At 35.7% G+C, this 13,489-nt stretch carries 12 protein-coding genes; 6 read left to right on the top strand and 6 right to left on the bottom strand.

Going from position 1 to position 13,489, the window contains the following annotated elements; all coding sequences use genetic code 11:
• The first annotated feature begins 64 nt into the window (after positions 1–64).
• The 3 genes from hsdR to RMO83_RS11860 all read left to right on the top strand — a co-directional run bounded on the left by hsdR (position 65) and on the right by RMO83_RS11860 (position 4,208).
• Positions 65–2,455 (top strand): EcoAI/FtnUII family type I restriction enzme subunit R, encoded by a 2,391-nt coding sequence (gene hsdR / locus RMO83_RS11870; protein WP_310559911.1) that lies wholly within the window; start codon positions 65–67, stop codon positions 2,453–2,455.
• Positions 2,456–2,609: 154 nt separating this feature from the next.
• A complete protein-coding gene (locus RMO83_RS11865) occupies positions 2,610–3,734 on the top strand; it encodes a PQQ-dependent sugar dehydrogenase (RefSeq protein WP_310559910.1) in 1,125 nt (374 codons plus the stop codon).
• A 12-nt stretch (positions 3,735–3,746) separates the two neighbouring features.
• Positions 3,747–4,208: a cytochrome c gene (locus RMO83_RS11860; RefSeq protein ID WP_310559909.1), complete on the top strand. Its 462-nt coding sequence runs from the start codon at positions 3,747–3,749 to the stop codon at positions 4,206–4,208.
• Positions 4,209–4,221: 13 nt separating this feature from the next.
• Here RMO83_RS11860 and RMO83_RS11855 read toward each other — a convergent pair whose 3' ends face one another.
• The gene (locus RMO83_RS11855) at positions 4,222–6,300 is read right to left on the bottom strand and encodes a TonB-dependent receptor domain-containing protein (protein WP_310559908.1); all 2,079 of its coding nucleotides are present in this window, start codon (positions 6,298–6,300) and stop codon (positions 4,222–4,224) included.
• A 266-nt stretch (positions 6,301–6,566) separates the two neighbouring features.
• Between RMO83_RS11855 and RMO83_RS11850 the strand changes: the two genes are divergently transcribed.
• The gene (locus tag RMO83_RS11850) at positions 6,567–7,382 is read left to right on the top strand and encodes a helix-turn-helix domain-containing protein (RefSeq protein ID WP_310559907.1); all 816 of its coding nucleotides are present in this window, start codon (positions 6,567–6,569) and stop codon (positions 7,380–7,382) included.
• A gap of 57 nt (positions 7,383–7,439) precedes the next feature.
• Complete coding sequence (locus RMO83_RS11845; RefSeq protein WP_310559906.1) at positions 7,440–7,682, top strand: hypothetical protein; 243 nt, start codon at positions 7,440–7,442, stop codon at positions 7,680–7,682.
• Between the two features lie 152 nt (positions 7,683–7,834).
• Here the strand turns inward: RMO83_RS11845 and RMO83_RS11840 are convergent, their stop codons facing one another.
• The 5 genes from RMO83_RS11840 to RMO83_RS11820 form a co-directional block, all read right to left on the bottom strand.
• Positions 7,835–8,443: a hypothetical protein gene (locus RMO83_RS11840; protein WP_310559905.1), complete on the bottom strand. Its 609-nt coding sequence runs from the start codon at positions 8,441–8,443 to the stop codon at positions 7,835–7,837.
• 188 nt (positions 8,444–8,631) lie between these two features.
• Positions 8,632–9,144 (bottom strand): hypothetical protein, encoded by a 513-nt coding sequence (locus RMO83_RS11835; RefSeq protein WP_310559904.1) that lies wholly within the window; start codon positions 9,142–9,144, stop codon positions 8,632–8,634.
• 11 nt (positions 9,145–9,155) lie between these two features.
• Complete coding sequence (locus tag RMO83_RS11830) at positions 9,156–9,671, bottom strand: hypothetical protein (RefSeq protein WP_310559903.1); 516 nt, start codon at positions 9,669–9,671, stop codon at positions 9,156–9,158.
• 54 nt (positions 9,672–9,725) lie between these two features.
• Positions 9,726–10,280 carry a cupin domain-containing protein gene (locus RMO83_RS11825; RefSeq protein WP_310559902.1) on the bottom strand — a complete coding sequence of 185 codons (555 nt, stop codon included), beginning with the start codon at positions 10,278–10,280 and terminating at the stop codon, positions 9,726–9,728.
• 455 nt (positions 10,281–10,735) lie between these two features.
• Positions 10,736–11,347 (bottom strand): hypothetical protein, encoded by a 612-nt coding sequence (locus tag RMO83_RS11820; RefSeq protein ID WP_310559901.1) that lies wholly within the window; start codon positions 11,345–11,347, stop codon positions 10,736–10,738.
• Between the two features lie 695 nt (positions 11,348–12,042).
• Between RMO83_RS11820 and RMO83_RS11815 the strand changes: the two genes are divergently transcribed.
• Complete coding sequence (locus RMO83_RS11815) at positions 12,043–13,479, top strand: circularly permuted type 2 ATP-grasp protein (protein WP_310559900.1); 1,437 nt, start codon at positions 12,043–12,045, stop codon at positions 13,477–13,479.
• Positions 13,480–13,489: the final 10 nt, after the last annotated feature.

The raw sequence follows: 13,489 nt of genomic DNA, 5'->3' as shown, positions 1-13,489 counted from the left end.
AAATTATGTTAGAAAAACAATAAATACTTAATAAAAACTCAATAGAACTGAATAAATAAATAAAATGAACGAATCAGAAACAAGAGCAGAGCTCATAGATCCTAAGCTAAAAGCTTGTGGTTGGGGTGTTGTAGAAGGATCAAGGATTCTTCGGGAGTACAACATTACTGCAGGCAAATTACAAACCGGAGGCATTAGAGGCAAGAAAACAATTGCGGATTACATCTTGGTTTACAAAGGGATTAAGCTCGCTGTTGTCGAAGCTAAAAGCGATAATCTCGGCGTTGGCGAAGGTGTAGCACAAGCCAAACAATATGCCGAAAAACTAGATTTAGAAACGACCTATTCGACCAACGGAAAAGAAATTTACAGCATCTGTATGAAAACAGGCGCAGAAGGTTTGGTTGATAATTACCTTTCTCCAGAGGAACTGTGGCACAAAACTTTTGCCGTTCAAAACGAATGGAGAGAGAAATTTGCCTCTATTCCTTTCGAAGATAAAAGCGGCACTTGGCAATTGCGCTACTATCAGGAAATAGCCGTGAACAACACCATAGAAGCATTAGCAAATAACGAACAACGTATTTTGTTGACCTTAGCCACAGGAACAGGAAAGACAGCAATTGCTTTTCAAATCGCTTGGAAATTATTCCAGACACGTTGGAACTTGAAACGTGATGGAAGCCGCAGACCGAGAATATTATTTTTAGCCGACAGAAATATCTTGTCTGACCAAGCTTTTAATTCATTTTCCTCTTTTCCCGAAGATGCTCTCATAAGAATCAGCCCGAAAGAGATTAGTAAAAAAGGTTCTGTGCCTACAAATGGTAGCATCTTCTTTACCATCTTCCAAACTTTTATGAGCGGAAAAGATAAAGAAGGCAAACCTGCTCCCTATTTCGGAGATTACCCACCAGACTATTTTGATTTTATAATTATCGACGAATGCCACCGTGGAGGAGCTAATGATGAAGGAAACTGGAGAGGTATTTTAGATTACTTTGCTCCGGCGGTTCAGTTAGGATTAACCGCTACCCCCAAGCGAGTAGACAACGTTGATACCTATAAATATTTTGGAGAGCCAGTTTATATCTATTCTCTTAAAGAAGGGATTAATGATGGCTTCCTGACACCATTCAAAGTAAAACGCATCAACACAACCCTTGACGATTATATCTACACTAGCGACGATCAAATCATTGAAGGCGAAATAGAAGAAGGCAGGATATACAAAGAAGCTGATTTCAATCGCATAATCGAAATTAAAGCAAGAGAGGCGAAGCGTGTCAAGATTTATATGGACGATGCCAACCAAAAAGAGAAGGCAATAATCTTTTGTGCTACCCAAGATCACGCAGCAGCTGTTCGTGATTTGGTAAACCAATACAAGACTTCTAAAGACCCGAATTACTGCGTAAGAGTTACGGCTAATGATGGCGAAATAGGAGAACAATTTTTGCGTGAATTCCAAGACAACGAAAAGACAATACCAACCATTCTCACGACCTCACAGAAGCTTTCAACAGGAGTAGATGCAAGGAATATTAGAAATATAGTTTTGATGCGTCCAGTTAACTCTATGATTGAATTCAAGCAAATCGTAGGAAGAGGAACGCGTCTTTTTGATGGGAAAGATTTCTTTACTATTTATGATTTTGTTAATGCATATCACCACTTTGCAGACCCTGAATGGGACGGAGAACCTTTGGAACCTGAGGAGTGTTCCAAATGCGGACAGTCGCCTTGTGTTTGCGTAAAACCAACACCTAAACCTTGTCCAATTTGTGGTCAACAACCTTGTATGTGTCCAAGCGAGCCAAAGCCTCCTTGCCTCAAATGCGGAGAACAGCCTTGCATTTGCAAAAAGAAGGTAAAAATTAAATTAAGGAATGGCAAGGAATTGGAGATTCAACATATGATGGCTACTTCTTTTTGGAATGCAAACGGTACACCAATGTCAGCAGAAGAATTTCTGAACAACCTATTTGGCGAATTACCAAACCTCTTCAAAAGCGAGGCAGAGTTAAGAGCGTTATGGAGCAATCCTATGACCAGAAGAACATTGCTAGAAAAATTAGACGATGCAGGTTTTGGCAAAGAAGAACTAACTACCTTACAGCAGCTTATAGATGCAGAAAAAAGCGATTTGTTCGATGTGCTAGAATTCGTTTTCAATAGCGACATCAAACCAATGACACGAGAAGAAAGAGTTGCCGCAGCACAAGCCACTATCTTCGCCTTACTCGACAACAAACAAAAAGAGTTCATAGAATTCGTATTGAGTAAATACATAGAAACAGGTGTAGAAGAACTCGACCAAGAAAAACTACCAATCTTACTCACAAACAAATATCAATCTCTCGAAGATGCTAAAGAGGTACTGGGCAATGTGTCAAACATCAGCAAGCTGTTTGTGGAGTTTCAGAAGCATTTGTATGAGGAGAAGGTGGCATAAGGTTTGTTAGACAAAGCATCCTATTTCTCTATAAATTACAAACAACATACTTTGCTACCATAAGTTAATAATTTAATAAAATATATCTCTTTAAATTCGCTTTTACTAATTTTAAAAAGTTTTAAATTCAAACCAGACTTTATAATTATCAAATATGAAAAAATTTGCGCTTGTTTACATTCTATTTCTTTCTATAGTTTTTCTAAGTTGTGATGCGCAAGTGAAATCCAACGATGTTCCTGTTAAAGACGAAGTTAAAAATTATACCATAGAAACTGTTGTGTCCGATATTGAAATCCCTTGGGGAATGGTGTGGCTTCCTGATGGAAGTATGTTGGTCACTGAAAAAAGCGGTGTCCTGTATCATGTAAAAAACGGTACAAAAACCGAAGTGAAAAATGTCCCAAAAGTGTACAACAGAGGACAAGGCGGTTTGTTAGACATAGCCCTTCACCCCGATTATGCCAAAAATGGTTGGATTTACATAACTTATGCTGCAGAGGAAGGCGAGGGAGATGGCGGGAATACAAAACTCATTCGAGCCAAATTACAAGATGAAGGTTTAACGCAAATTGAGTCTTTGTATAAAGCTTCACCAAACTCCACTAAAGGACAGCATTTTGGTTCCAGGATTGTTTTTGATAACGAAGGGTATTTGTATTTTTCTGTGGGAGAACGTGGCGATAGGATAAAAAATCCGCAAGATATTACCCGTGATTGCGGCAAAATATACCGTTTGAATGATGACGGAAGTATTCCTAAAGACAATCCTTTTGTAGGTCAGGTTGGCGCAAAAGAAGCGATTTATACTTATGGAAATCGCAATCCGCAAGGAATGGCGAAGAATCCAGAAACAGGTGAAATTTGGGCACATGAACACGGCCCTCAAGGCGGTGATGAAATCAACATTGTGAAAAAAGGAGCCAATTATGGTTGGTCTATTGTTACTTATGGTATTGATTATGATGGAACAACGATTAGCACTGAAAACAAAAAACCTGGTATTGAAGACCCTATTTTTTATTGGTTACCTTCTATCGCTCCAAGCGGAATGGCTTTTGTTACTAGCGACCGTTACCCCGATTGGAAAGGACATTTAGTGGTGGGTTCCTTAAAATTTCAATATTTGGAACTCCTAAAGTTGAAAGGGGATGAAATCATTGAGCGACAAAAAATTGCGACAGACATTGGTCGTGTGCGAAACGTCGCGCAAGGTCCAGATGGCTTTATTTACATCGCAGTCGAAGGAAAAGGAATTCTTAAAATAATACCCAATTAAATTATGTTGATAATGAAGCTGTATTATGGATTTGGACTGGTTCTTTTAGGACTTTTTCCATTAGAAAATCCTGGTCTTGAAACTTTTATGCCTATTAAAGACAGATCTATTATCGTTACAAAGGCAACAGGGTCTAATGATTCTCGGCACAATATTCAAGATGCTGGAAAAGAAATCTACGCCGATTTTTGCATCCAATGCCATGGTGCAAATGGAAAAGGAGATGGTAAAAATTTTCCTCCGCTCGCTGGCTCCGACTGGCTAACCAAAAGCAGAACGGAAAGCATTCACGCGGTTAAATTTGGCCAAAATGGAGAAATTGTGGTCAATAAAAAGAAGTTCAATAACAATATGCCAACAATGGGACTTTCGAATAAAGAAGTAGCCGACGTGATGAATTATGTAATGAATGCTTGGGGCAACAAACAAAAGAAAAAGGTCACCGAAAAGGAAGTTGCAACAATTTTAAATTGACCATTCCTTCTTATTAGAAAACATAAGAAACCGAAAATCCTCCATAATAATTTATCGGATTGCCAGGATAATAATACCTTGGTTGAGCTTGACCAAAACCAACTGCGTTTGGCAAAATACTAGCTGCATATTTCTCCTTTAAAGCATTGTTAATTCCAGCATTCAATGTTGTTTTGAGTACTTTGAGTATTGTAAATGAATAGGTTGTTTTAATGTCTAGCAACGAATAGGTGTCGCTGTATTTCGTATTAGCATCGTTCATTGGGATTTTACCAACAGTGAGATAGGAAATAGTTACACCAAATCCCTTTTTTGTGTTTACATCCAATCCCAAACTCCATTGTTTATCTGGGACACCCGTGAGTTCATTGCCTGAATAATCCGCTTCACGATCTACAAAATCCTTGAATTTAAAATTATTTATAGTCGCTGAAAAATAAGGTGTGATTTGAAATGCTGAAGTCTCTAAAAGTTTGTAATTTACCAGAAACTCAATCCCCGGATGAGAACTTGAACCTGCATTGATTCCCACATATTGATCGTTTGCGGTGCGTCGAGCTACCAACAAATTTTCGATTTGTGTGCTAAAAAAAGCAAGTTCGGTATATAACTTATTTTCGAACCAATTTCCCTTGAAACCAATTTCATAATTCCAACCCGTTTCAGGTTTCAAATTGGTATTGATTTTTCCTTCTGGAGTCAAAGTTTCAGCAACGGATGGAACCGAAAATCCTTTACTGATTGAGCTATAAATATTTTTTCCGTTGCCCAATGTATAGGAAAACCCAATTCTAGGAGACCAAACTGCACCAAAAGTATAGTCATTATTTTGACTGTCGGACTTGGTTTGGAAAACATCTTCTAAGGAATAATTCGTTGAATTTAGTGCGATTCCGGTTTCTAAATGAAGATTCTTTGAAAGCCACACTTCCATTTGCAAAAAATAATTACTGTAATTCCGTTTTTGGTTTATTGTACTAAATTCATCTCCCTGAATGCTTCCCTGACCCGGTTGCGATAAATATAAATTCTTAAAAAGGGAATATTGGTAATTTTCGATTGCGAGTTCTGTTCCAACACTCAACTCAAAAGGCAGAGAAAGCAAGCGGTCTCTGTAATTGAAATGCAAACGAAGACCCAACGAATTGGTTTTGTCTTCTAAAATGTCAAATGGTCTTGCTTCATATCCGTCCTTAAAATTAGAAAAAAGACTCGATTTCAAATTCCATTTTTTAGAAAATTGATGGTCATATCCCAAACCTATCATCAATTTGTCATAAGATTCAAATCCTTGCGATGCAGCCCAAGTGGTAGCGGCCTTTTCTGGATTGTTTTTAAAATCATTTTCATTCAAAGAACTCGGAATATAGGCTTTCAGTCGAGTAAAAATTCCCAATAGGGACAAATTTCCCTTGTTGCCTATTTTTTGGTTTCCAAAAAGATTAAACGATTTTCTATTGTAAGCGCTATTGGCACGGTATCCATCACTTTGTAAATCCGCATAGCTGGAGAATACATTAGAATTCAAATCGCTGTATCCACCAGAGAGTCGTTGTTGAAGCAATCCAAAGCTGCCAAAAGCCGATGCTGCTTTTCCAAAAGATTCCAACAAAGATGTTTTCTTTGCAAACAAATGAATGGCGCCACCCAAACCCGATCCAAAACTGGTTGAATTGGGACCTTTAGTAATTTCGATTTTTTCGATAGCAGCGACATCAATATCTTCTATGACCGTTTCTCCTTCGCCTGAACTCAACGGAATCGAATTAAAATAGGCTTTTACCCTCGTTGTGCCGTATTGTGCCCGAGCTCCAATTCCTCGAATACTAATTCTATTGGTATTTAAACTGGCTTGCTGCATAAAAACGCCTGGAATTTTGTTCAAAACAGGAGTAAGAATAATTCCATCGGTTTTTTGGATGTCGGCTGAATTGATTACGGAGACTGAGGAAGCTGCGTTTTGAAGCGATTTTTTTATTGGAGAAGCCTGCAATACTATTTCCGAAAGTGCTAAAGTATCTTTTTTTACTTGACTGGAAACAAGGGCAATGCCAAAGAAAATAAGAAAAAAAGAAAATGCTTTTTTATACAATTGCGAGGAACTTTAGGTGATTAATAGGATTATAAAATTAAACTATTCTTTCCGATTCTCAAAAAGATGTTGAATTAGTTCAAAATTTAAGCTATCAGTTAAATGTAAGCAATAAATCAAAAAAGGGAGTTCTTAACTTTTAATCTGTTTTTGATTCCTAACAGCACTACTAAATGGACTTTCAGAGAAGTAGCGTCTTTTTTGTTAGTGATCAAAATCTACTATTCAATAAAATTATTTATTTTTAGCCCAAAAATTAGAGTAAGATGATAAAAACTCATGTTCCTCAATCTGCGTTTCTGCAAAATTACATCGAATGTTTCTATGTTTTCAACTGTGAAAGCCCGTTTCAATTCCGATATTTGGCTTTTCCGCATTATAATTGTGGCCTTTCGTTTTTTAAAGGAGTTGAAATCTACAGAAACCATTTTCAAGTTGATATAGTAGAAAGCCCCCATTTAAATGTTCAACTAGAACTTTTAGGAAAATACATTAATCCTTTATTGATTCAGTATAGTGGTAAAATTCAAGAAATTTCAATCGTTTTTAAACCCCTTGGAATTAATAGATTTTTGCCCAAAAATTATAATTCAGTTGCTCCAAATTTCTCACAAGCCTACACTAATTTAGACTGGCAGCGCTTTGGCGAAACATTATTTGAAAGTGAAAATAAGATAAAAAGCTTAGAAGAGTTCTTGCTTGCACAATTTAAAGAAGACAATGAATTAAGCCAATTAGAGAAATCTTTAACTCTAATTAAAAATTGGGATACAAACTATTCGGTAACAGCAATTGCAGAAAAACCAGGCTATAACTTGAAGACTTTTCAGCGTCATTTTATTAAACATATCGGTTGTTCTGCAGTAGATTACCGAAGAATTATTAGATTTAGAAATGCTCTAGAGACAAAATTAAATTCGAAAGAGCTAAAATCATTAACGGATATTACTTTCGAAAACAACTATTTTGACCAATCGCATTTTATTAAAGAGTTCAAAAGACTTACGAATCACAATCCCAAAGAATTTTTTAAAAGCGTAAGCCAATTAGATGGAGAAAAAATTGTTTGGGAAATACTATAGTGTCTTAAAAATACAATTTTACTAAATTGCTTGGTGCTATTTTTGGTAAAAAAAATTATGAAAACATCATTCAACAAAGTACTGTACATTGGATTCCTTTTATTAGGCATCTACCAGGCATTATTTTCTACGGACTATATGCAAGCCGCTGCTTCATTAGGAATTGGATTGGCTTTTGACCCGTTTGATCCAGAACAAAAATGGGATTACAGGCCTTTTTGGCAAAAAGCAGTTTTAATTGTCCATTTAGGTTTGGTAGCTGCGATGTTTGGATTTGGAATAGGATTAAATGACAAATAAGACCTCCTTTAAAATTATGGGTTCCTTAAACACTTAATTTTTATTCCATTAGTTTATCATTCACAGAATTATAGCTGGGTTTCATTGTTTGTGCTGCGCACGCCAAGAAGGAACTCTAGTTGTTGCCTACCGTTTTCTTCTATTCTTATTTCTTAATTTATTTTGTTGCTCTCTTTAATTAGTTCTGTACGTCGCAACCAAATTGCAATTCCTAATAATATCCAAGTAAATCCCCAAAGTCCAATCATAACAGGCGGTCGCGTCCCTGTAAAAACAAGTATCGGAAACATAAAAATAAATGGATAAAGTCCTACTAATAGTGGTGTAAAGCGTTGCCAACCTGTCCACATACGATTTTTTAAAACAGCAATTCCAACTAATATCATTCCCAAAGAACATAATAAAGCGCCAATTGGGGTACAAGGCCACGGCATACGTGCTGCTAAATTATAGGATATTGTTCCTGCCATAGTTACAAAGAAGAAATTTCTCTTTGTGCCAAAGCCTGTTGGTTCGCCTATTTTCCAAAGTGAATACGTTCCTATAAACAGTAGTAAAATAGACACAAATGGTACAAATTCAAATCCCCATTCATCGGTTAAAAAAATAAAAGCGTTTACATTGTGTCCTTTAGGGAGTTCGTCAACTGCACCTAAAAATAAATACCGATAAGCAAGATGTAAAAATCCAAGTCCTGTAATGCCATAGCAAATAGATGCTATTTGTAATTTTTTAATTTTAAAATCGTTTGTCAGTTCCATAATTGCATTTTTTTTCATAGGATAATAAAAGTGTTTATAAAAATGAATTTAAAAAATATATTATACTGTTTAAGCTTGGTCGACTTCAGGTTTTATTTTTAACCACTGCACGAAAGAATTCGCACGGTAGCTGCGTTTTTCCATAATTAATTTTATTTAGATTATTGTTTTGCATAAGTAGTTAATTGTTATTTTTCATTTTGTAATCTTGTTAGAAAAAAAGGGGAAAGGCAAAGTAGTAAAAAACTAATGGAGCTGTGAATAAATCGAGTATCAAAATTGGCTATGGCTTTATTCTGATATTCAGTCAATTGCTGAAGTTGCAATGCAGTAATGTTTTTTAAGTCGAGTGCGTTGATATAAGCGTTTATAGGCATTTGGTCTGTAAAAGTAAAACTGATATCAAGATAAAAGGCTATAAATGAGAGTACGATAAATAAAAAGGTCAGACTCTTCCAATTTTTTAAAAACAATAAAATAGTAATTACAAATACGATCCCCATTGCAGGCCCAATAATCCCCATTCGTTCGTGCATAAAAGTTCCGTCAACTATTTTCCAATATTTTGCGTATTCAATAGGATTTAGCTGCGTTTCAACTGGACATATTTTGTGATTAAAAAGCATACCTGCATATAGTCCAATGAGTACAAGTATCAAGTATAAAAACACTATTTGTAGAGAAGATAGAATACGTTTCATAATATTTTAGTTTAATTTTTTTTCGTGTGAATTTTTCTATACTCGTCAAACTCTTCCTGTGACATAACGTTTGTACCCTGTCCCATAACAAAATACCATTTTCCTTTTTGTTTAATAAACGTTTCGCATCGAATTACTTTAAAATGCACCTCTCCTTTGGGCGAATCAAAAACTACATCAGCTACTTTGGTTTTAATAGCAGTTGTTCCATTAAATATTCGCAGTAATACTGTCCCAGGCACTGGCGTAACCGACTTAAAACTCATACTGTCATTTACAAATGTTTGAAGTTCTGCCTCAATACCATACGATATTTTTCCGTCGGCACCAATGCTAACAGAGTTATCATTTAATGATAAGGATTTGTCAAAAATATTACTAATATCGTTGATGATTTTGCGGTCTTGGGGATAATTTGTGGTATCGTATTTTCCTCTTGGTACAATTTGCCCAACTATTTTAGAAGTTATAGAAATTGCGACAAGAAAAGTTATTATTATTTTTGGTATATTGTTTATCGTACTCATTTTGGATTTCTTATTAGTTTTATAATACGGAATGTTATAATAATAGTCGAATTTCTAAAATTGCAAAGGTGGTCCAACCACTTTCATTCCGTGTTCAAGAGATATTTTGTCACCTTCTTCTGGTGTTGGTTTAAAATTTGGATCACCAAGAAGTCTAAAAAAATCTTCCATTTTTCCTGATGGCTGAAAAAGAAAAAACATTTTTCCAGTATCGGAAAGTTGTGCAAAAGCGTGGGGTACTGTTCTTGGTAAAAAAATGGTATCCCCTGATTTTAAATTATGCCTTTTGTCACCAACCTGAAATAGATATTCACCCTGAACGATGAAAAATATTTCATCTTGGTTGGGATGAATATGCAATGCTGGCCCACCTTTTTGGTTTCCTATGTATTCAAAAATTGTTAAGTCGCCGTTTGTGTCCTTTTGCGAAACTTTAATGTCATTAGGGCAATTTCCAAACAACAATGTTTTTTCGCCAAACCTACTTTCATTTGCTTTTACAACAAAGCCTTTATTTGGTCTTTTTGGTTTTTGGGCTATTGCAACTTGTCCGACCAAAAGTGCTGGAATAGCTAATGCGGTTGTCAATAAAAATTTTTTACGTTCCATGTGTCAAATTTAAAATTAGAGTTTATTTGTGGTCAACCTATTTATGGACAATGTATTCCAAAATGACTACTCCCTTATACTCGGTACAAACCAGCGACAATCTTTCCAATTTTGGATATATAGTCCCTAATAGACAGCGTAGTACTTAACAAATATATCCTTTTTTTCTTCTAAAACATTCTCAGGACTACATCTTTCTAGAAAACGTTCGTTATTCTTGGCAATCCAAACTAGAGCTTATAATTTGCGGTGCGAAGTCAGATAAAATCGCAAAGCACCCCGGAATAGAACAATATTTTTATTAGAGGGAAGAACTAGTAGAGCTGGGGGACATTTCATTGTCACAGCAGGTTCATCATAACCATCAATTTCAAATATGCACAACTTTTAATTCGTACTGCGCACACAAATAAATCCTAGCAGTTAACTGATAGGTTTCTTCTGGTGCATTATTTTTAGATAATTTTGTTAGACTGTTCACCTATTTCTATACTTCTTTTCCAAGCGGCAAAGCCTAATAAACCCAACGCTATTCCTATAAGAGGAAGAATGTCATAAGGAGGCAATCCTAATACATAACGAATTGGAACTTGGACTACGATAGGGAAAAGCCCGAAAATGAGTGGAGTATAGCGCTTCCAGCCTGACCAAATTTTTGTTTTAATGCTAAATATTCCGACAATAATCATACCCAAACCATTCAAAATCGACCCAATTGGAGCAAATGGAAGAGGAAATATCAAAGTAAAAATATGGCAAATTGAACCAATTATTGGTATGAGTAAAAAATGACGTTTCCGCCAACCAGTTGGCTCACCGATTTTCCACAGTGAGAAATGGGCAACTAACATTAGAAAAGAAGACAAATGATAACCCCAACCTTCAATCAAACCCTCTTTGAAGTTATCTATTTGATGAATGATACCAAAAAGTTGATGCATTTGTGGGTCAACTACCATTTTTCCGAAAAACCAATAAGGAAAACCCATCGAAAGAATACTCACTCCTGCAATCATATAGCAAATTCCTGCCCTTCGTAAATTTTTAATTTTTATTTCGTTTGTCATTTCTATTGTTTTTTATGTTGATTTTTCGAAAGTTTGCCTAAACTGGCAACTGAAGTCAGCTTGTATAAAAAGCTCCGTTTGTTTTAAATTGGATTGTAAAATCAAGTAAATATAGTAGATTTAAACTACAAATAAATATTTTTTTTGCTTGATTAACAGTGTGGACCACCGGAACGGGTGCGAAGGCGAGTTCCGATAGCTATCGGAATCGCATAGCAACCTAGAATAGAACAATAATTTTATTTTAGGGAAGATTTTGTAGAGCTATATTTTTACTCCCTCGAAAGTTTTCGGGGCAAGTAAGACACTAATTGCAATGACTTTTTAGAAATGTAAAGTCTTTTCATTTATACAAATTCCCAATTTGTTCGACGGTGCTTACATTAATAAAACCAATCGACACCCCGCAAACAGTAAGGTTTATTTATTCAAAGCATGCCGTTTAATGAACTAAAACCCCCTAAAAAATAGGGGTAATACTCAATTTTTCACTTTTTATATATTAATGAATTCAAAATTTGGATATAAAAAATAATAAATTTGTCAAAAATAAAACTCAAAAAAAAGAATATCACATAAATTATTAATTATTCAGCACAACGAGCATTTTGATAAAAATAAAACAATAAATTTGTTTTTATCAATTTTTTTAACAAATTATAATTTAAAAAGTTGACTATTTAATAATGCAAAATATGATGAAGTCTATTCCCAAATTGAACCCAAACGGATGGGACGAAATGTTTTCGAGTAAAGGAGTGCGAAATTCGTATCGTAACGTTTTACATACCTTACAAAACCTTAGTCCCGAGAATATTGAACAAAAGCAAAAACAAGCTTCTGATTTTTTTATGAACCAAGGAATTACGTTCACGGTTTATAGCGATGACAATCAAGGGATAGAAAGAATATTTCCGTTTGATATTATACCCAGAATAATCACTCATAAAGATTGGGACGAGGTAGAAAAAGGAATTGGGCAGCGATTAAAGGCGCTCAACTTATTTTTGGAGGACGTTTACAACGAACAACTTATTATCAAAGAAGGTATCATTCCAGCGTCTTTGATATCCTCTTGTCCTCATTATCTTCAGGAAGTACATGGGGTAAAATTGCCTCATAATATTCATATTCACATTGCGGGTATCGATTTAATTCGAGGGGAAAACGGAGCGTTTTATGTGTTAGAAGACAATCTTAGATGTCCGAGTGGTGTAAGTTATATGCTCGAAAACAGAGAGATTACCAAACGGATTTTCCCAGAAATGCTCACGTCTAATCATGTTAGTATGGTGGGCAATTATCCAATGGTCTTACACAACATTTTAATCGCAATGTCGCCCCGAAACATCTCAAATCCCAACGTTGTTTTGCTCACTCCAGGTGTTTACAATTCGGCTTATTATGAGCATACTTTTTTAGCGAGACAAATGGGAATTCCGTTAGTAGAAGGTAGGGATTTGATTGTAAACAACAATAATGTTTATATGAAAACCACTTCTGGACTGGAACAAGTAGATGTAATTTACAGACGCCTTGATGACGATTATCTCGATCCTTTGGTTTTTAGACCCGATAGTGCTCTAGGAGTTCCAGGATTGATTAGCTCATACAAAATGGGGAATGTAGCACTTGTAAACGCAGTAGGAAATGGAGTTGCTGACGACAAAGCAGTTTATGCTTATGTACCCGACATGATCAAATATTATCTCAACGAAGAGCCTATTCTAAAAAATGTTCCTACCTATCAAATGGAAAACAAAGAAGAACGGGAATTGGTTTTTGCTGATATGGGAAATATGGTTATCAAAGAAACCAATCAAAGTGGTGGATATGGCATGATTATGGGCAATAAAGCTACTGAAGAAGAACTTGAAAAAGGAAAAATAGCCATTCTTGCCAATCCGAGGAATTTCATTGCACAACCCATTATTCAGCTGAGCACAGTACCTTGCCTTATTGATGGCCAACTCAAATTGCGTCATGTAGATTTAAGACCTTATGCTTTATTTGGCCCAGATGGTGTAAAAATAATTCCTGGCGGATTGACTCGCGTAGCACTTACTGAAGGTTCCTTGGTAGTGAATTCCTCGCAAGGAGGAGGAAGTAAAGACACTTGGATTATAGAATAATAAAAATTTT

This window comes from Flavobacterium sp., assembly GCF_031423415.1.
GTDB lineage: Bacteria > Bacteroidota > Bacteroidia > Flavobacteriales > Flavobacteriaceae > Flavobacterium.
This window is presented reverse-complemented; position numbering and strand designations above follow the sequence as displayed.